The sequence below is a fragment of the Patescibacteria group bacterium genome, assembly GCA_028715115.1.
In the GTDB taxonomy this organism is placed as follows: domain Bacteria; phylum Patescibacteriota; class Patescibacteriia; order UBA2591; family UBA4787; genus JAQUSN01.
On record JAQUSN010000001.1, the window covers coordinates 439,842 to 460,408 of the forward strand.

The 20,567-nt window shown below is 38.9% G+C and carries 19 protein-coding genes and 1 tRNA gene; 16 read left to right on the forward strand and 4 right to left on the reverse strand.

The features are described 5' to 3' along the window. Positions 1–78: 78 nt before the first annotated feature. The 5 genes from dnaG to PHV78_02435 all read left to right on the forward strand — a co-directional run bounded on the left by dnaG (position 79) and on the right by PHV78_02435 (position 4,543). Entirely contained in the window at positions 79–1,920 is a 1,842-nt protein-coding gene (gene dnaG / locus PHV78_02415; protein MDD5396080.1) for a DNA primase, read from the forward strand. Between the two features lie 68 nt (positions 1,921–1,988). Next, positions 1,989–3,122, forward strand: a complete 1,134-nt coding sequence (locus PHV78_02420; GenBank protein MDD5396081.1) for a sigma-70 family RNA polymerase sigma factor — start codon at positions 1,989–1,991, stop codon at positions 3,120–3,122. Between the two features lie 120 nt (positions 3,123–3,242). After that, positions 3,243–3,497 (forward strand): GIY-YIG nuclease family protein, encoded by a 255-nt coding sequence (locus PHV78_02425; protein ID MDD5396082.1) that lies wholly within the window; start codon positions 3,243–3,245, stop codon positions 3,495–3,497. Further along, positions 3,488–3,562: transfer RNA gene (locus tag PHV78_02430), tRNA-Asn, on the forward strand. Before PHV78_02425 ends, PHV78_02430 begins: the two co-directional genes overlap by 10 nt. A 513-nt stretch (positions 3,563–4,075) precedes the next feature. Continuing rightward, on the forward strand, positions 4,076–4,543 hold the full coding sequence (locus PHV78_02435) for a hypothetical protein (protein MDD5396083.1): 468 nt from the start codon (positions 4,076–4,078) through the stop codon (positions 4,541–4,543). A gap of 589 nt (positions 4,544–5,132) precedes the next feature. Here the strand turns inward: PHV78_02435 and PHV78_02440 are convergent. The 4 genes from PHV78_02440 to PHV78_02455 all read right to left on the reverse strand — a co-directional run bounded on the left by PHV78_02440 (position 5,133) and on the right by PHV78_02455 (position 7,312). After that, positions 5,133–5,993: a hypothetical protein gene (locus tag PHV78_02440; GenBank protein MDD5396084.1), complete on the reverse strand. Its 861-nt coding sequence runs from the start codon at positions 5,991–5,993 to the stop codon at positions 5,133–5,135. Positions 5,994–6,425: 432 nt separating this feature from the next. After that, on the reverse strand, positions 6,426–6,860 hold the full coding sequence (locus tag PHV78_02445; protein ID MDD5396085.1) for a hypothetical protein: 435 nt from the start codon (positions 6,858–6,860) through the stop codon (positions 6,426–6,428). Next, a complete protein-coding gene (locus tag PHV78_02450) occupies positions 6,826–7,137 on the reverse strand; it encodes a septation protein SpoVG family protein (GenBank protein ID MDD5396086.1) in 312 nt (103 codons plus the stop codon). Before PHV78_02450 ends, PHV78_02445 begins: the two co-directional genes overlap by 35 nt. Next, positions 7,109–7,312: a hypothetical protein gene (locus PHV78_02455; protein ID MDD5396087.1), complete on the reverse strand. Its 204-nt coding sequence runs from the start codon at positions 7,310–7,312 to the stop codon at positions 7,109–7,111. Before PHV78_02455 ends, PHV78_02450 begins: the two co-directional genes overlap by 29 nt. Positions 7,313–7,703: 391 nt before the next feature. On the opposite strand from PHV78_02455, the gene PHV78_02460 reads away from it, so the two are divergent. From PHV78_02460 to PHV78_02510, 11 genes are all read left to right on the forward strand, one after another. Next, positions 7,704–8,804, forward strand: a complete 1,101-nt coding sequence (locus PHV78_02460) for an AAA family ATPase (protein MDD5396088.1) — start codon at positions 7,704–7,706, stop codon at positions 8,802–8,804. Next, complete coding sequence (locus PHV78_02465) at positions 8,794–10,830, forward strand: S8 family serine peptidase (GenBank protein MDD5396089.1); 2,037 nt, start codon at positions 8,794–8,796, stop codon at positions 10,828–10,830. The genes PHV78_02460 and PHV78_02465 overlap by 11 nt, the downstream gene beginning before the upstream one ends. A 209-nt stretch (positions 10,831–11,039) precedes the next feature. After that, positions 11,040–12,089, forward strand: coding sequence for an adenine-specific methyltransferase EcoRI family protein (locus PHV78_02470; protein MDD5396090.1), 1,050 nt, complete (start codon positions 11,040–11,042; stop codon positions 12,087–12,089). Position 12,090: 1 nt separating this feature from the next. Beyond that, a complete protein-coding gene (locus tag PHV78_02475) occupies positions 12,091–13,197 on the forward strand; it encodes a DUF262 domain-containing protein (GenBank protein ID MDD5396091.1) in 1,107 nt (368 codons plus the stop codon). A gap of 35 nt (positions 13,198–13,232) precedes the next feature. Further along, positions 13,233–16,505, forward strand: a complete 3,273-nt coding sequence (locus tag PHV78_02480; protein ID MDD5396092.1) for a P-loop NTPase fold protein — start codon at positions 13,233–13,235, stop codon at positions 16,503–16,505. Between the two features lie 31 nt (positions 16,506–16,536). After that, positions 16,537–17,649, forward strand: coding sequence for an alpha/beta hydrolase (locus PHV78_02485; protein MDD5396093.1), 1,113 nt, complete (start codon positions 16,537–16,539; stop codon positions 17,647–17,649). 5 nt (positions 17,650–17,654) lie between these two features. Continuing rightward, entirely contained in the window at positions 17,655–17,993 is a 339-nt protein-coding gene (locus PHV78_02490; protein ID MDD5396094.1) for a hypothetical protein, read from the forward strand. Continuing rightward, positions 17,990–18,373: a hypothetical protein gene (locus PHV78_02495; protein ID MDD5396095.1), complete on the forward strand. Its 384-nt coding sequence runs from the start codon at positions 17,990–17,992 to the stop codon at positions 18,371–18,373. Before PHV78_02490 ends, PHV78_02495 begins: the two co-directional genes overlap by 4 nt. 304 nt (positions 18,374–18,677) lie before the next feature. Beyond that, positions 18,678–19,286, forward strand: coding sequence for a hypothetical protein (locus PHV78_02500; protein ID MDD5396096.1), 609 nt, complete (start codon positions 18,678–18,680; stop codon positions 19,284–19,286). Positions 19,287–19,290: 4 nt separating this feature from the next. Then, positions 19,291–20,112, forward strand: a complete 822-nt coding sequence (locus PHV78_02505; GenBank protein ID MDD5396097.1) for a hypothetical protein — start codon at positions 19,291–19,293, stop codon at positions 20,110–20,112. Positions 20,113–20,371: 259 nt separating this feature from the next. Beyond that, positions 20,372–20,567 (forward strand): arsenite S-adenosylmethyltransferase (locus PHV78_02510; GenBank protein MDD5396098.1); only part of this gene is annotated, 196 nt, incomplete at its 3' end.

The following is a 20,567-nucleotide window of genomic DNA, read 5'->3' on the forward strand; positions in this document are numbered from 1 at the left end:
AACTAATTAATTAGAATCTCGTTTCTTTTCAACTAATTTACTTTTATTCATTTTGATGCTTATTAATTTGGCATCTTTATGAAGTTATTGTTACTGGGTATGCAAAACCAAATAGAAGAAATTAAAAGTCGGCTGGACATCATTGATGTTATTTCTGAATATGTCCAATTACGGCAATCAGGAGTAAATTACCGAGCGCTTTGCCCGTTTCATACCGAAAAGGCGCCGTCATTTTTTGTATCGCCGGAACGACAGATTTGGCATTGTTTCGGTTCGTGTAATGAGGGCGGCGACATTTTTGAATTTATCATGAAAATAGAAAACGTTGATTTTCCCGAGGCGCTTCGGATTTTGGCGAAGAAAGCCGGTGTGCAATTAACCAAAGAAGATTACCGCGTCACTAGCCAGAAGACCAAATTAATGGATATTATGCGCGTGGCAGCTCAGTTTTATCATTTAGTTTTGCAAAAATCATCTTTGGCGGAAAAGGTAAGAGAATATCTCGATGGTCGCGGTGTTAAACAAGAAACCATCAAAGACTTTCAGCTCGGTTTTGCGCCAGACCGTTGGGATGAGTTAGTTGGTTTTTTAAACAAAAAGGGCGTCAAAATGATTGAAGCGGAAGCGGCCGGGTTAGTTATGCGTTCTAACAAGCCGCTTAATAATAAACAAAATTATTATGATCGTTTTCGCAACCGCATTATGTTTCCGATAAACGATCTATACGGAAATCCGGTCGGCTTTACTTCTCGTATCGTACCCTGGGCCGAGACCACGGAAACGGCAAAATACGTTAATACTCCGGAAACACCGATTTATAATAAGAGTCGCGTCATTTATGCTTTTGATAAGGCCAAGGCGGCAATAAAAAAAGAAGATGCGGTGATTATGGTCGAGGGGAATATGGATGTCATCGCTTGCCATCAGGCTGGTTCGAAAAATGTCGTAGCTTCTTCTGGCACGGCCTTAACTGCCGACCAAGTGAAATTATTAAAACGCTATACTAATAATTTGCTTTTGTCTTTCGATGTCGATCTGGCCGGCGAGAACGCTACGCAGCGGGGGATAGATGTGGCTATGAAAGCCGAGATGAACATCAAGGTTATCCGCGTGCCCGAAGGTAAAGATCCCGATGAGTGCCTAAAAGAAAATCCGGACAAATGGTTTGAGGCCATTAAAAACGCCAAATCAATCATGGATTATTATTTAGATTTGGCCTTAAAAGGCAGAGATATAAATAAAGTAGAAGACAAAAAAACAATAACTAGAATTTTATTACCGGTAGTGGCCAAGTTCGGCGATCCAGTGGAGCAGAGCTATTGGCTTAAATTTATCGCCAATAAAATTGACGTGCCGGAATATTCGCTACGTGATAAAATAAAAAACATAAAACCGACGAAAGACTATCAACCCAAGGAAGAAAAAATCGTTAATAGGGTTTCAAAAGAGCAGATGACCGCGGAAATATTCATGGGTTTGCTTTTAAAATATCCGGATTTACTTATGGATTATTTTCTTCTGCTTAAGCTCGAGGCCTTTGCCGGCAATCGCTTAAAAGGCCTTGCTGAACTCGTTAAAAAGTGCTATAATCTATCTACAAAAAATGATTTTCCGGCCTGTTTACGTCAGAAGACCAGTGATCCGGATTTATTGAATTTCATTGATTATCTGGAGCTTTTAGCGGAAAAAGAATACCCACACATTGTTTTTGATAAAAAAGGATTGACCGAAAAAAACAGAAAAGAGATAAATAGCGAAGCGCAAAAATTATTGCAAATTATTCGCGAAGAATATCTAAGGAAAGAAAGTGCACGATTGACTACCCAGTTAAAACAAGCCGAAAAAGACAAAGACAACCAAAAAATCAAAGATTTATCTGGCCAGATTTCAAAAATTAATCGGGAAATACATCAATTATAATTATGTCTAAACGTCGATTTAAAAAAGCAAAAAAACAGATTAGGCCAAAACACAAAAAAAGACTTAAAATGGCCAATCATATAATAATACATAAGCCTTCGGTAGTTGCGAAGCGTCAGCCTTTAGTTTGGCCGGAGAAAGAAGCCGACCGGCTTATTGCTAAAGGCAGGCAGCTTGGTTTTGTGACTGAAAACGAAATTTTATATAATTTGCCGAATATTGAAAAATATCTGGAGAAATACGAAGAATTTTTAAATAGACTGGATAAAGCCGGTGTGACCATTAAGGAATCGCAGGTCGGGCTCCTGGAGCTCAAGCCGAAAGAAAAAAAAGAATCTAAGATGGACGAGATTATGTTTGATTTATCTCACCTGTCAGAAGATTCGATTCAGATGTATCTTAAAGAAATAGGCAAGGTGCCGCTTCTAACTCCGGAAGAAGAAGTGGAATTATCCAAAAAAAAAGACATGGGCGATAAAGAGTCGATGCAAAAATTGATTGAAGCGAACCTACGTTTAGTCGTCAGCATTGCCAAAAAATTCATCGGTTACGGATTGTCGTTCTTGGATTTAATTCAGGAGGGCAATATGGGTTTATTTAGGGCCGTGGAAAAATTTGACTGGAAAAAAGGATATAAATTTTCAACTTATGCCACTTGGTGGATTAAGCAAGCCGTGACCCGTGCTTTAGCCGATCAGTCGCGTACTATCCGCATTCCGGTGCATATGGTCGAATCAATCAATAAGTTCCAGCAAGCGCGACGTTGGCTGACCCAGCAATTAGGTCGGGAAGTGACGGCCGAAGAAGTGGCTGCGGAAACCGGCGAGGTAGCGGAAAATATTCGTCATATTATGGAAATTTCGCAGGACATTGTTTCGCTTGAAACTACGGTCGGTGGCGACGAAGACAGAGACACGGAGCTGGGCGATTTAATCGAAGATTTAAAGACTATCAGTCCGGAAAGAGTGGCGGCGGTCAAGATTTTGCGCGACTATATGAAAGAAATTGTCAAAGATTTGCCGAATCGGGAAAAGAGAATTCTTGAGGTCCGTTTTGGTTTGGCCGATGGCGTAACGCATACGCTCGAAGAAGTGGGCCGCGAATATAATGTCACTCGCGAACGCATTCGCCAAATCGAAGCCAAGGCCATCGAACGCTTACGTGAGATGAAGGGCATTGAAAAAATCAAAGATTATTTCTAAGACCTGGTAAAAATTTTAAAATAGTATATAATAATTCATCGGTAAACTTGCAGCGCTCCGGGGTAGCTCTCCGCCAGCTGGCGGAGGTGGAGCGACTATTTTTTAGGTAAGCGTGATCATATGAGCTATTTTGTTTACGCTATCTATAACAAAGACCACAAAAAGATTTATATCGGTCAAACAGATGATATAAAGAATAGATTATTATTACATAACGATCATCTATTTAAGAAAAGTTATACATCTAGATTTGATGGTGATTGGTCCCTTATATATAAGGAGAAAATAGAAAATAGGCAGGAAGCCTTAATAAGGGAAAAGGAACTAAAAAGTTATCGTGGCAGACAATTTATAAAACAATATATTCCGGGGTAGCTCAATGGTGGAGCGACTGACTGTTAATCAGTAGGTTGTGGGTTCGAGTCCCACCCCCGGAGCCACATGGGATTTGCCGAGTTAAAAGCTCGGCTTTTCTCTTTATTAGAGCCCGTTTCGGCAGGTTCTAACCGTCCGTTTTTTCGATTCGACCCGGATGAGACAAGAATCAGCGGCAGAAGCGCGGAATCCGTGTCAATTCTTATGTTTTTGTCTTTTAGGAGGAGGTTCGAACCTAAGGCGGAGAGAATCACTTTTCTGGCGTGTTGACCCCTTTCGGTGAACGCTTCATTGGCATCACCGGCGAAGGTTAAAACGTTGTCGGCCGTCTGAAGCCAGCTGTCTACGCGGCTGTCGGTGTCATTCAATAATTCGTGCAGTCTGATTTTTTCCTGGCCGATTTCCGATTTCTTTTTCTTGAATTCTTCCTCGCTTATTTCTCCCGACGCTCTCATGTCGATCAAAGCGTCCAGTTTTTTGACGCAGGCTTCGTAATTTTTTTGTTGGTTGGAAAGTATCGCGTTGCGATCGCCGGCCTCGCGCTCGTTTTCGTTTAGGAGCCATTTCATGGCCCAGCCGTGGAATTCTTCCGGCGGTTGAACTTTGGCCAATGTTTTCTTAATCTGTTTTTCCAATTCGTTCACTTCGATGCACTTTTGGCTGCACGGGCCTTTGCGTTTGGTGCAGTGATAATACGTGTAGTGATGAACGTTGCCGTTTTTGTTTCTCTTTATTTTATTCTCGGCCGTAACCATGCAACCGCACTCGCCGCAACGGATCATGCCGGTATACGCGAAGGTATGCGTTTCCGGTTTGGGCTTGCTCCCATGTCCGAGCATTTTCTGAACCCTGTCATATTCGTCGCGCGTGATCATGGGTTCGTGTTTGCCTTTGTGCCAGTTGCCACTGCCTTTTGGCCACTCAAACCAGCCGTAATAAAAGGGATTATAAAGCAGGCGGTAGTAGCCGCTACGCGCCAGGTTTTTCAGTCCCCATTTTTCAACCGCGATTTCGTGCACCCTGGGAGCGGTGAAGTCGCCGCTTAAAAGCATATCAAACATTTTCCGGATAATCGGAAACATTCGCGGGTCTTTGCGGATCGTGCGAAAGCCTTTTAATTTGTCCGGCGTGTTTTTGTAACCGACGGGCGCCGGCCCGGGATGCCAGCCCATTTCTACTTTGCGTCTTAGTCCGCGTTTGACGTCAATGCCTTTATTGTCGTTTTCCAGCTTAGCCTGACTGCAAAGCAGATTAAGCAGGAATTTGTCGTTGGGAGTGTTTTTGAACGTCTGGCCGGGTGTATGGATTTCCAACAGCCGGTTCTGGTCCATGAGATAAACCAGATAGCCGGTGTCCACGGAATTTCGGGAAAGGCGGTTGGGATGCCAGGCGATAATGCCCTCGGCTTCGCCTTTCTCAATCCGTTTGATCATCTGATTGAAGATTTCGCGTCCCGGCGCTTTGGCCGAATATGATTCTTCCAGGCGCTCCACGATGTGGAGCCGTTCTCTTTTTGCAAGCGCTTCCAGCTCGCTCTTTTGCGAATCGATTGAAAGGACCTGTCTGTCTTCTTGTTCCGAAGATTTACGAGCGTAGAGGAAGTACTTGAGTTTTGGTTGTACTTCCTGGTTCATATTAGTCAAAGAGTTCGGTGGTGTTCAGGTAGTAAACCAATTTGCCACCGGCCGACATTATTATTCTCATGGTCGGATAAGGGAATGGATCAGCCACAAGTCCTTCCGGAAGTTTGTAGCTTGTATCCTCCCAGCGCCACTCATTGGCCGCCGGATTTTCCGCGCCGGGTTTGCTCGGAAGGTATTGCGGCTGGATGTCGGATCGCATCATGAATTTGGTGCGTTCCGGATCACGGCCGAGATAAGCGAACGCAGCCTGCTCGATTTCGTCTTTACTCATCAAAGGCCAGTCCAGCGATCCGTTGCCGGAGCAATTGCCCGGGATGGTGGCGTTGCGTTCGATCGGATAGACAATTCCGATTTCCACAACTTGGTTCGTCTTTTGCGTTACCTGATATTGATATACTTCACAGCGGTCGTTGATGTAATTTGTCTGCTGGAAGATATACACTGGCCGGTCCCATTCCTCGGGATTGTCGGCCGTGAACCCGCCGTCATTTTTTTTGACGTTGCTTAGGATCGCGAAATTGGCCGGATGCTCGTTTTGCGTGATGTATTTGAGCTCCAAATTCTGATCTCCCATGAACGTCTGGATGGCTCGTTCGGCTTTATCCGGTTCGCTTTGAGCCGGCGGTTTTTCATTGACGAAAGTCCGGCCGTCGGAGGTTCTGCATTGTTCCGGATAAGATTCCATTACGGCGAATCCAGCTTCGACACACTGGTCGAAGTTCGTAATGGAGGCCAGGTCTTTAGTTTCGGCCCCACGCGGTGCATTGCTGCCTAAAAGGTGATAAACTCCGTAACCGGCCCCAAGAACCGCTACAATGGCGATTACAGCGTAAATTTTGGCGTTTTTAGTCATAGTTTTGTTCATTAATTATTTTAATTTTGTTTTCGGCCTTTCTACACACAACATGGTCCTAAGGCCGAAGGAAGTCAAACGTATACTTCTATTTTACCGCTTTATCGGTTTTTTAATAAGAGGTAGGGTTGAAATTCTATACCGATTTTGTACCGATTTTATCCGGTTATAACCCCGAAAGCTGCCCCAGTTTTGCCCCAGTTTTGCCCCAGTCTGTTTTTCTCGAAAATCATCCAAGTTTTGTCCAAGTTTTATCCAACCTAATACCTGTTTTTTGGTCGCCTTTGGTCGCCATCGTTATCTCTCAAATCTGCCCACATTTCACCCACGTTTTGCCCAACCCTTATTTTTTAATTTTCAGCAAGCTTGCTTGCTTTATTTAAGCTATTTTATTAATTATTTTTTCTTACTCATTCTTTATTACTAAGTGCTTCATGGTGGACCAGGGCCGGGGTTCTCTATGGTGCCTGACCGTGCTTCATAGTGAACCCTGGTCGTTTTTAGCAATCGTGGATTGAGACGATACATCGTGCCGGCCCAGCGGCCGCGATCAAGTACTCCCGGTTTTGTTTCTATAAGTCCGAGCTCGGCCAGTTTTTTCCTGACGCGCCGGCAGGTAGACCGGCTGAAACCGAATGAAGCGAAACCCTTCTCTTTGTCGTCCCGGCCGAAGAAGATATTATCGGTATGCCAGAACCAGCCGTCCTTATCGCCGTAGCGGTTTGAGAGATGACTCAGCACCATTAAAAAATCACGCTCGGCATGACTTAAAGCATGGCGCAATTTTTCATCGTCAAAGGGAGCGTGAGGGGCCGGAAAGAAATTAAAGCTTTTACCACGCGGTTTGAGTTGGTTCGTCTGATTCATAATTTTCACTAAGTAATTCGGCTACTTTTTCACTGACGGCCGTTTCGACCTCCTGGCCGGCTTTTTGGGTTATGGGATGAAAGATGTTGATGTTCTGTCCTCCCACTTTGCGCGTGGGGTAAACCAGGCGGTATCGGCCATCCGGCCGGCTAAACACGGCCACCGATCCCATCCAAAACTTATCGTCCAGGACAAACGAAACGAACCCGAGGAGGCCGTCCTTGGGTTTGACCGGATAGAATTGAATTTCACTGATTGTGGTTTGGTTGTAAGTCATGGCTGGTCACTACTTTATCTTTGAAGTCGTCGATGGACGGCTCACCCATGTAGGTGATTTTGTAGAGTTTGAAAAGATTGTTGGCGCGCAAAGACGCCTCCTCGTCGGAAAGCTTCACGCCGTAGCGTTTTTCGTATAATTCTTTGAATTCTTGTATGGCTTCTTGGGGCAACATAAAAGGCTGGCCCCGCCGGGGACTAGCCTTTATCTATCAATTCAAATACTTTTTCGGATCACATCGAGGCGCCTTAGCCTCAGAGGGAAATAAATTTTGCTTAAAAAATAAAAAGGGCTACCACTTCTAGTCATCAAGCGAAAATAGCAATCGCTGCTTGATAACAGAAGTCGTAGCCCCGTCTCGTTTAGTTCCGATTGATCGGAACGCCGTCAGGCGAACTCCTATCTGACATCTTTATAATACCGGTCCGGAACGCGGACCGTCAACAGGTCCGTCTGTGGAAAACTTTTCTGACAAAAGCTGACAAGAAGTTTAAAAACACTTCTCCACAGGCCAGGGTATTTACTGCACATTTTTAATACGCTATAATAAAATTGTGCAAAACAATATGAACTCAAAAAAAGACTTAATTTTTGAGCTGGCCGAACTCGGACTGAAGGGAAACAAAGCGGCAATCGTTAAACTTCTAGAAACTATTGCCGTAAAAGAAATAGGAGCTAATCGACACTCTGCCTATAATAAATTTTTAAATCTCATCGAGAAATATTCTGATGAGACATTTTCGATTTCTCCAAGCTCTATTATTCCACAAAAAGACGCTGAACTTTTCATCGATACAAAAAATATTTGGCTGGCTCCCAGTATTGAATCTAAAATAAATAAATTTATTAAATTACATCAAGAAATAGCAGTACCACAGATTGCGAATCAATTTAATAAATTACTTCTTTACGGTCCCCCTGGCAGCGGTAAAACTACTATAGGTTTTTATGTTGCAAACAAACTCAAAAAACCTTTAAGTTATGTAAAAATAACGGATGTAATTTCTTCAAGACTTGGTGAGACGATGCATAATATCGCAGATGTTTTTAATCGTACGGATAATGCTGTGATTTTTATTGATGAATTTGATGCTTTTGCTAAAAATCGTAATGACAAAAATGATGTCGGGGAGTTAAAGAGGATCGTGAACTCCATTATTCAAACTCTTGATTTTAATTCCAGAAATAAAATTATCATAGTTGCTACCAATTTATTAGAATCTATTGATCCGGCAATTTTAAGAAGGTTTAAATTTAAAATTCTTGTAGATGAGTTAATTGATGGGGAGAAGGAAAGATTTTTTGATTACTTAATTGAAAAAAATAAAACAAAAAATAGCAAAGTTAATATTGCTGATAATGATAAAAAATTTTTAATCGATTCTTTAGATGCACTAAAAATAAATACTATTGATGAAATAAATGACTTTTTTGACAAGACATTGGTAAATAACTTAATTGAAAACAAAAAAGAATTTGAATTGACTGATTTTGTAAAAACGCTATTCATCGAAGATTATCTTAAACAACCAAAGAAACTCAGGAAACAGGACCAAAAAATCCTTTCGAAACTTTGTAAAATAATGGAAGATGAAGGATACCCAAAAATAAAATTAGCCGAGATAATGGGCATCCATAGGAATTCATATAAGAATTATGCCGAATAAAAAATATAAACACATAAAGATACCGAACTCCCTTTTTTCAAGGGAGGGTGTTTATACTCCACCACCGCGTAGAAATTACAAAGAGCTTGGAAATTTTGATAGAGAAAGACAGAAGAGGAAGGTTTTGAGCGGAGTCAGTAGGATAAATAATTTTTTTTCCGAAAAGGATGCTTCTTTAAAGATTGATGCAGATAAACAGATAAATGAGATAAAAATCAAATTTCATGGGCCCGCTAACCAGGATTTCATTTCACGATATAGGATTCAGGTTTATCGACAAGAAGAAAATAAAGAAAAAGATTCAACAATTTTTGGGAGAATCAATAATAAGCCCATCGGTAGTCAAAAATCAGATTTTGAGCGTTTGAAGGATGAAGTAAACGCTTACGTAGAGAGAACGGAGAGAAAATCATATTTTGAAAAAATTAAAGAATTAAAGCCTCTTACTCTTGAAGAAATTTTGGAGAAAGATTTAAAAGATAAATATAAAACTGACCCCAGTCAGGAGATTTTTATTGATGTTTCTTTTGCTGATAAACAAAACATCGCAACAACAAAACTAAACTCTATCCAGGAACAATTTTCGAATAAATTTATTTCTAAAGTTAATACTGAACTTTTACACTTCTGTAGATTAAAAGCAAAATACGAAGACGTAGAAAATTTACATAAAAGTTACGAAGGCATTATTGATATTGAACAAGCCCCGGATTATGAACTTTTTGGATCATCATTAGAAAAAAATATCGATAATCTAAATATCGTACCTCCTACAGATGACGGGGACCCTGCTTTTGTTCTTGACGGGGCCGTTAACTCAAATCACCTCACACTTAATGGAGCAGTAGTCCAATCTGTGGGACCTCATGGTGGTGACAAAAAACACGGGACCGCAGTGGCCAGTTTAGTGGTTTGCGGTTATCGCTTGGATATACAAGGCAATATTCAGCAGGATAATAAAATTATTGTCGTTGATGTTTCCGATGGCCAAAATAATTTTTTAAAACTTGAAGAAAAAATCATAGAAACAGTTGAGCAGAATGCGCCAAATTATAGACTTTTATTGTTAAATCTATCGATAAATAATTACTATTTCTATAGACGAAAGAAAATTGATAAATTAACTAGATTGGTGGACGAACTTTCTCACAAATACAATTGTCTATTTTTCATTTCCGCAGGCAATCTTTTCCCCCGCAATTGGAGCGAAGACATGAAGCAATTAGTATTGCGAACTGGATACCCTAATTACTTTAGATTACCAATTTGCAGGATATTGCCACCTTCGGATAGCATAAACAATATTTCTGTAGGTTCCGTTGCCTATCAGGAAAGTGTCGATTCTTTGACTAAAATAAAGAACCCCGTGGCGATTACACGAGCGAATCTAGACGCTGTTCCTTTCGTTAAGCCAGATTTCGTTCATTACGATTCAAATTACAAAAGAGATTTTAATTGCGAATATAATGGTGTCTATTTGGCATCAGATAACAATAATAAACTTACACGCTGGTCCGGTACTAGCTTTGCGACGCCTTTGGTTCTTCATGATGCTTGCTTGCTTCACAATTTTTATCCCGAATATAGTAAAAACACGATCAAGGGCCTACTTATTCATTTTGCGGATTATCTAAATTGTGATGGCATATCTAACCGAGGTATGCGAAAAAAATTATCTGGATTTGGTATCCCAAATCTTGAAAAGGCATTATATTCTTTAAATTCATCATCAACTTTAGTGATTGAAGATGAGATCGGTATAAATAAAAAGAAAACAATTAAATTTCCCGTGCCAAGCTGCATTGCTGGCAGTAGTAGAAAAAGATTAAGGATGAGGAAGACCCTTGTGTATTCTCCTCTTATAAATCCTAAAAATGTTAGAACATATAATCCAATAAATATTTCTGTTCGTTTTGTCCGGGAGGATGATCGAAATTTAGATAACTTTAGTACTCGTAGCGCCGATGACGGGGCGCATCAAAAATCAAATGTTAAATGTTACCCCCTGTTTAGATGTTTCCACTAGAAAACATACTGGTAATTTTTGGCATTTGAATATTTTTTGTGAGTCGAAAGACGACAGTCTGCCGACTGATTACAAACAGTCTTATTCAATAATTTTGTCTTTAGAGGATATCGAGGCCGATGAATCAATTGATCTTCATCAAGAAATTTCAAATATGATACACATTGAAACCTCCGTGGAAATCCCATTAGAACTCTGATTGTAAAAATATGGCAACAAAATCTTCAAATTCAAATTTACATCGAGCAGCCAAAGTAAAGAATGATGAGTTCTATACGCAGCTTGCTGACATTGAAAAAGAGCTAAAGCACTACAAAGACCAGTTTCGTGACAAGATAGTGTATTGCAACTGCGACGATCCGTTTGAGAGTAATTTTTTCAAATATTTTGCTGCAAATTTTAATGCGCTAAGATTAAAGAGGCTTATCACTACAAGCTACACAAAATCTCCTATAGCGGGCGGACAATTGCCGTTATTTGAAATGGAAGGATTAAAACCAGATGGCAAGGAGCCATATGTGATTGAGATAACCGAAGTACTGGACATCAATAAAGATGGTGCGATCAGCATAGAAGATGTTGAAACTCTTCTTCGGCGCAATAAAAAATCATCTCGAAAATTACAGGGCAACGGCGACTTTCGAAGCGAAGAGTGTGTTGAATTATTAAAACGAGCGGATATCGTCGTTACAAATCCTCCATTCTCCCTTTTCCGCCAGTATGTTGCTCAGCTCATGGAACATGGGAAGAAATTTTTGATTATCGGTAATGACAACGCGATCTCATATAAAGATTTCTTTGAGTTTATAAAGAAAAATAAGGTGTGGAACGGTTATGGCAAAGTAAAAGAGTTTAAGCAACCTGACGGCACACTAAAAAAGTTTGGCAATGTTGGCTGGTATACTAATCTCGACACTACCAAGCGGCACGAAAAACTAACACTCTACAAGAAATATAACGCGAAAGAATATTCGAAATACGATAACTATAATGCCATTGAAGTACCAAAAGTCTCGGATATTCCAATAAACCATAAAGGCGTGATGGGAGTGCCAGTGACCTTTCTAGATAAGTATAACCCTAACCAATTTGAGATTTTGGGAATAACCGACAGAGACTCTAAGAACAAGTATCGGACAAAAATGTATACCAAGGAAGATTCGCCAAAATATAACGACCTCAACCGTCGTGCCGCCATAAAGGTTAATAATGAACTTAAACCAACTTACGCACGATTGCTAATAAAATTTAAACAATAATATGAAAATTGAACTACACAAAATTCCAATTCGTAAAGTAATAACTGGCTACAAAGACAGCGCCGAAGAGGGTGTTGTTGCTTACAGCGGAAAACTTGATATTCGTCCGAAATATCAGCGCGAATTTGTGTATAAAGACAAGCAACGCGATGCGGTGATTGAAACAGTTAAGCAAAATTTTCCACTCAATGTGATGTATTGGATGGCGCGCGAAGATGGTGGTTACGAAGTGTTGGATGGCCAACAGCGAACCATTAGTATCGGCCAATATGTGAACGGCGATTTTTCGTTGAACGAAAGATACTTTCACAATCTGCTCAAGGAGGAGCAAGATCAAATTTTGGATTATGAACTAATGATCTACTTCTGCGAAGGCACGGACAAAGAACGATTAGATTGGTTCAGAATTATCAATATCGCTGGAGAAAAATTAACTGATCAAGAAATTCGCAACGCTGTTTATACTGGACCGTGGCTGTCCGATTCCAAATTAAAATTCAGCAAATCGAATTGCGCGGCGTATCTTTTGGCTAACGACGGCGGGCAATTAGTTAGTGGCTCGCCAATTCGTCAGGAGTATTTAGAAACCGCGCTTTCATGGATAAATGAAAGCAGGATCGAGGATTACATGGCCAAACACCAGCACGACAAAAATGCTGATAAATTATGGCGGTATTTTCAAGATGTTGTCGCATGGACACGAAAAACTTTTCTAAATTATCGCCGAGAGATGAATAATGTGCCGTGGGGCGTGTTGTTTAACCAGTTCAAAGATAAAAAATTTGATTCTAAAAAATTGGAAAAAGAAATAACCGAGCTTATGCAAGACGAAGACGTTACCAAAAAATCAGGCATTTACGAATATGTTTTGACTAGAAGTGAAAAGTTTTTGAATATCCGCGCTTTCACCGACAAGATGAAGCGCGAAGCGTATGAGAGGCAAAATGGCATTTGTCCGCACTGTAAAGGCGAGAATAAGAAAAAGAAATGGGAAATTGAAGAAATGGAAGCCGATCACATAACACCTTGGCACGAGGGCGGAAAAACTATCGCTGAAAATTGCCAAATGTTATGCAAACAAGATAATCGAACTAAATCCGGAAAGTAAAATCAACAACGGAATAAGTAGTGAAAAATTAGAATATGCCTGAAGAATTAAAATTTAAATTTTTGAAAGATGTTCCATTGGGCAATAGTCATGATGGTATTTTTGGCTTTTACCATAACGATGTTGCCCCAGCTTTGAAAGAAATATTAGAAAACGATACGTGTGTGCACACTATTGGCTTGTTTAGTAAATGGGGTACAGGCAAAAGCACACTTATTGAAATGATTCGCAACGATTTAGGAAGTCCCATGTTTGTGTTTGATGCATGGAAATATCAAGAAGATTCACTACGAAGGATTTTTTTAATCGAATTAGTTAATTTTTTAATAGATCAAAAACAGCTCTCGCCCGAAGACAAAAAGTTGCTTGACCCCCTGTACAAGTCTACTGAAGAACAGCAAGAGATAATTATTAACGAACCACATAAACAAGAAAAATGGTTTAAGAGATTAAGACAATTAATAAATATTCACTGGCCTTTTTCGCTAGTCATTTCCTTAGCTTTAATTTGGGTAGCCTTAAATCTGATTTTTAGTAAAGAAAATACTCTCGCACAAGCAGTTAAAGATTTTATGTCTTTTATTGCTTCAATTTCTATACTTGCACTAATTTTTAAGCCATTATTTGAAAAAATCTGGGAACGTTCAGTTGACAGGTTTCTTTTCTCGCTTCAACCGCTTGCTTCCATTAAGACCAGGGTAGAGAAAGAGGAACGATTAAACTCCCCAGAACAATTTGAGTATTTATTCAAGCAGATTTTACAAAAAATAGAAAAGAAAATTGTTATTGTTTTCGATAACATTGATCGTGTTCAGGGAGATGCAGCGATTAAAATACTTTCAACCGTTAAAACTTTCCTTGATCCTAGCGGTGTGGCGGGCTTAGTTTTTGTTGTCCCCTGTGATTCAGAAGCAATTATAAACCAAATAAGGAGTTTTTATGACGGAAACATAAGTGATGCATTTGACCCATCCGAATATTTAAGAAAACTTTTTAATGTTATTGTTTGGACACCTGAATTTATTGAGGCAGATCTTCACGCGTATATTAAAAAGGTTATCGATGATACGGGAGACGTAAAAGAATTGCTCGATAATGAAGATTTATTTCAGGTTGTTGGTGCCGCTTTTTCAAGTAATCCACGCGAGATTAAACAATTCATCAATAATTTGATAGCTGCATTGGTTTTGGCTTCAAAAACAGAGGTATGGGAAAGAATAAAAAGTAACGTCCCGTATTTAGCAAAGGTATTAATCTTAAAACAAAAATACCCCGAAGCATTTTCACGGTTAAAGTTAAAATGGTTTGAACCAGAAAATATTCTTGATAAAGAGGAACTCGTTAGAAACGATGGGCTTAGAAACTTCATGCTTAACACCAGTCGTTTTACAGTTAATAATGCTCGACCATTTATTTATTTTAAAGAACCTACTATTTATCGTTCATTGAATGATTCAGAAGGGTTGATCTTGAGTTTAGCTGAAGGAAATAAGGAAAAGTTTAAAGAGCTAACATCTTCAGAGACAGACCACAACGCTCTTTTTGGCTTTATTCAAAACTTACTAAAAGACTACAGGACGCAAAAAGAAATACTTCTGAAAATTTTTATCACTCACTTAGAGGCTTTTAATGAATTAAAAATCACGACGACCTCAAAGCGTTATTACGAAGCATTAGCTCGTGTTTTAGATAGTGATCTTTGGCAATTTTTTACCAAGCTCCCAACAAACTTGGTTTTTTCTGACCTCGTTACTAAACAAGAATTAGATACTCAGTTCCGCACACCTTTAATTAAACGTTATGCTTTAGCTGTCGGCAATGAAGATCTCCGCAAGCCGGCGATGATATCCGTGCTTAAGGATATTCTTATAAATTTAAAACAAGACGACTCGCTGATAGCCAAAGAAGATAAGACACAAATAGTTAAATTTATTGAAGAACATTTTTCAAATAACTTTGAAGTTATTTCTATATTTACAAATCTTGATGAACAAACGTTATTCATTTCTCCTCAGGCTTTCGATAAATTTATTGCAAGTCTTAATCGCGACAGTCTATCTGGACAAGAAGAAATCATTAAACAATTTAAAGAATATATTATAAAGAAAAATAAATTTGGGGTACTTTTACAGAAAATTACCGAAATTGTAAATACAGAAACGACTGAAAATCCCGATTATCGGGCTGAAAAGGAAACACTATTTTCTACATGTGGAGATATATTTAGTGAATTTCAAGATCAGCTTAAAAATTCCGATGACGCTACTAAGATTCAATTAGTTAAAAATTTTATTCAAGCATTCAACAGTATAGGGTCATGGAATAATCGAACATGCTTAGTTAATAACTTACGCTGGATCAGTTTCTATGCACCAGAAGCGCAGAAAAACGAGCTTGTTAATCAAATTAATGCTTATTTTCAAAATGCCAGCGCTGCGAAAATTGGTTTAGTGTTTGATTATTGGAAGAAAGAATCAGCAGAAAAATTCCTTTCTGTTTACTCCAAGCCATTATTATCTCGGAGTATTAACGATGATGCACTACTTGAAATTGTCTATAAGAAAGCCGATAAAGATAAAAAGATTGAGCTCTTACAAGATTTAATAAACCAAAAAGGAGCAAACTGTATTAATTTCTTGAAAAATTTAGGAAGTAATTTACCGGATCGACAAGCAATAGTAAAATCATTATTGACTAAGGTTACTTCTATTGCTTTTGGTGAGCAGATTCAAATCTATGATTATCTACCGGAACAATTAAGCAAAAACGACCCCGTTGAATTAAAGGATCAAGCTATTACTCAAATAAAAAATCTCATAAAATCAGATACTCTCGCATCTCAGGAAGCTGGATTCAACTTTTTAAGAAAATCTGAGTTTTTAAGTGAAGAAAAAAAGAGAGAAATTGCTAAAGAAGTATTAGATTGGCTTAGACAGCCAGGCAAAGTCTTGTCTTCAGCCCATCATTTTGCTCTGAAAACAATTTCCAGTTTGACCGAAATAATGCAAGAAACTCCCGTAAAAGATTTTGTATACACTTTATTCGATATGCTCAGACAAGAACGCGATAAAAATACTCTCCAAACGGCTCTGGGTATTTTAGATGAAGTCAAACCGACATATGCTTTATATGAGAAAGATTTTAAAGACTTATTAGCTCGTCTTAAAGACTGGCCAGAGAATGAAAATAGGACCTTTGTGATAGAAAGAATTAAAGGACTGAAGACTTCTGCTCCTAAAAAGGAAGAAAAAGATTTCTGGAAAGAGTTTGAATCTCTAACAATTAAGGAAAAACCCGTTACCGCTTAATCAATCCAATTGAACGGCGAAAATATAAATTATGAGCAAATCAATTATTTACAGCATTTTAGGAATTTTAGCGATTTTAGCCATTGCGATTTATCACGTGCCCGGACTTTGGATATTCTTGGCCGTGGTAGTTTTCTTACTGGCAAAAACTTTTAACCCTTTCCGGCTTTCCGTTGAAACCATTCCGGAAGGATTTATTGAAAAGAAATTTGATACCGGTGGGGTTGTTTTAAATTACGTTGAAGGCCCTGACAACGGCCCGCCGTTGTTGTTCATCCCCGGACAAATGGAATTCTGGCAGGGATACATGCCTGTAATGCCGCACTTTTCAAAAAGATATCATGTTTTCGCCATTGACCTTAGAGGGCACGGAAAGTCCACAAGAACTCCTGGAAAATATTCTTATAATATCTGCGGAGAAGATTTAAAACTATTCTTGGAAAAGGTTATCAAGAAGCCGGCAATCGTTTCCGGACTTTCTTCCGGCGCGGTCCTTTCACTTTGGCTGGCCGCCAACGCGCCCGAATACGTATCGGCCGCTATATCCGAAGACCCGCCGTTATTTTCTTCCATGTATCCGAGAATAAAAGAAGAAAAGTTTATGTGCCGTCTTTTCCAGACTGCGATAGAAACGCTTGATAAGCCGAAAAGAGACATCAAAGGTTTTTTCGCCAAGCAAGGAATTCCCATAAAAGGCAAAGAAAAGCTCCTGCTTATGCCATCTTTCATAGCCAGCTACAGGGCGATGAGTCTTGAAATTAATAAAAAACTTCGCCCGTCCAAGCCGTATGATTTGCTTAACGCCCGATTTGACGAAAGGGCCGGTCTGAAATTCATCAGTGAGTACGATGTTGATTTTTCCAAAGCGACAATCGACGGAAGATTAAGCGAGGGATTCGATCCGGAGGAAACCCTGAAGAAAATCAAATGTCCAGTTTTGTTGATCTGTGCCTATTGGTCCAGGCACGAAACCTGGGGTTTACTCGGCGCTTTAGACGATAAAGATGTTGAAAAAATCCGTTCGATTGTAAAAGACGTTCAAGTGGTGAAAGTGAACGCCATGCACGATGTCCACCTGGCCAAACCGAAATTATTCATTGAGGTCGTAGATGAGTATCTATCAAACTTTAATAAAATAAATTAAAAATTATGAAAACAATTAAATGGACCGCGAGAATACTCGCATTAGCTATCTTATTGTTCGCTTTGCCGTTTTATTTCGGTTACGGTAACCCGTTGCCTTTTGCTAAACCTGATTACTCGCTGTGGGAAAACGTCGCGTTGGCCATGGTGCCGTTAGTTTTTGTCGGCTTGGCCTTAGGTTGGAGATATCCTAAAGTCGCCGGCTGGTTAATTGTTGGTGCTATTGCAGTCGGTTTTATCGTCGGACTTTTGACAGAGGCAAACCTCAGCGTCAACTTAGCTATTCCTATTATTCCAGGGATTCTATATTTGGTAGATGGATATAAAAAATATATACACCAATGAAATTTGAAGCAAAAAAGAAAATCATTATAGTTTGTGTCCAGCTTTTAATAGTGCTTGGATTTGTGATTGGTGCGGACTGGGCTAGCGAGAGCTTTCATCGGTTCTTTCATAGCTACTATGCTGATATTGCACTACCTCTAGGTTTTTATTTTCTCTTGAAAACCCTAGAAGATAAATACGCTTTTTTGCATCCGTGGTATTGGAAAGCAACTGCAGTATTTTTGCTCGTTTCGACATCGGAAATCTTACAGTTTTTCGGTATTTATGCTTTTGCGCGTATCTTTGACCCACTCGACTTTTTGGCATACGCCGGCGGAGTTCTGTCAGCGGCATTTATTGACAGGACTATATTTACAAAAGTGTTCAATTCTTGGGAGTAAAAATAACTAATTACAATATCAACTAAAGCATGTCTTTCGTTGATATTAAGGATGCAGATATCAACATAAATCAAACCGGTATCTACTCAATCCAGTCGAACGGCGATTCGTGGCGGAGCATTTTGACGGCCGCGTCCATTTCGTAGGAGTGCCAACCGTTCATGATTACGGTTCTAAGTTCACGCACGGCTCTGAGCCAAATGTTTCTGTGAAAGCGACCCGCTTGGGTCCTACGCGTCATTAAAAACAAACGAGGTCGCACTCGTTTGTTTTATATTTAATTAATAAGATAATTTATAAAATTATGTTAGAAAAAATTGAACAGGAGATTAAAAAAATATTAGAGGTAGTCAAATTGTGCCCCGCTAATTTACAAGAAAAATGCTTTGAAGTTTTGTTAACGGCCTTACTTAATAATTACACCTGTAAGGCGTCGGTTGGTGGTAAACATGGCGGGGAGACAGACCAAAAAAACCAAGAGACAGGAGGGAAGAGTGTAGATGATTTGAAACAAGAAGAAATAAAAATTACCGATCTTCATTTAAAAGCAAAAAAATTACTAGACCAGGGGGTTACTCTTAGCGAGATAAACAATATCTTTTATAAAGAAAACGGAGAGTTAAAACCTGTTTTTGATGATTTAAAGTCTTCAAAAATGTCAGAGTCTCAAATTAAACTTGCCCTTCTTGAAGCTTTAAAAAATGCGATCCAAACGGGCGATTTCAAATTTGATACTTTTTATATTAGACAGCAATGCGATGCTTATAAATGTTTTGATTCTGCAAATTTTGCTTCTAATTTCAAAAAACAGAACAAGCTATTTAATGAAGTATATCGGAATGGTATAGCAATGTCTTTAACAACAGAAGGTAAAAATGAACTTATTAAAGTTATTAAAGAATTAGCTTCATAAAATAATGAACGTAGAGAACCTTAAAGAATATTTAAAGAAATTAAAAATACTTAGAACTCAGATAAAGGGCTCTAAGAGTGTTCAAATTCATAAAAAAATTCTTTTATCAAGCGCAGATTCACTTTCTAATTATTGGTTTAATGAAATAAAACCAATCTTAAGCAGGTCTGGTTTTACACTAGAACAGCTTGATAATTATGATAAAAAATTTACTCATTTACTCAAGCTAGCATCTTCTAAGGGCAACAAAAAGGATAATTTTTTATTAGATTTAAAATTTGTGATAAAATCGTTCACTGACGACATTATTTTAAAAATTCAGACTGGGAACGGACTTCTAAATCCTTTAAGCGGGACTTATGATTTTTTGTTGCAAACAATTCAGGATAAAGAGCAAAATAAATATCTTAAAGAGGCTATTAATTGTGCGAAAGATGGATATTTAAGGGCTGCTATTGTTCTTGGTTGGTGTGCGGCCATAGATCAAATTCACAAAAAGATAGAGCAATTAGGTTTTATCAAATTTAATGTAGCTTCTGCACAAATGGCAAGCGCCCAGATGGGCCGATTTAAAAGATACAAAGAGATCATTAAAATTTCCTCATTGGATGATCTGAAGGAAGTTTTTGATAACAAAATATTGTGGGTTATAGAGGGCATGGGTTTGATAGACTTGAATCAACATACAAGATTAAAAAGTTGTTTTGATATGAGAAATCATTGTGCGCATCCGGGTGAAGCACCGATAACACCGTACAACGTAATGTCTTTTTTTTCAGATATAAACGAAATAATATTTAAAAATTCTAAATTTAGTATAACTTAATGTATTTTAAGTTTCTCTTTATTATATTTTGCTTGCTAATTCCGACCCGGCTACGTCAGCAGAACTGCTGATCAATAGCTCAGAATCGTTTATGTGGCCCTGGGGCAGGAGGTTCTGAACCCAACCCGAGCGTTGCAAGTTTATATATACGGCTCATTATTTTTAATGAGACGAGGTCAATAAAAACAAGAGTTTTTCGACTCTTGTTTTTATTAAAATGACGTGATATTATTGGTTTATAATTTTTAAATATAAACTTATGCAAGATGATAAAAAAATAAAACAAATCGTTAAGAATAAATATGCCGAAATGGCTGTTAAAGATTCCGGTTGTGGCTGCAGCTGTAGTTGTGGTTCCAAAAATAATCAAGACATTTCAAAAAGCATCGGTTATTCCGAAGAGGATCTTCAGTTAGCCAAAGGAGCTAATCTTGGCCTTGGTTGCGGCAATCCGG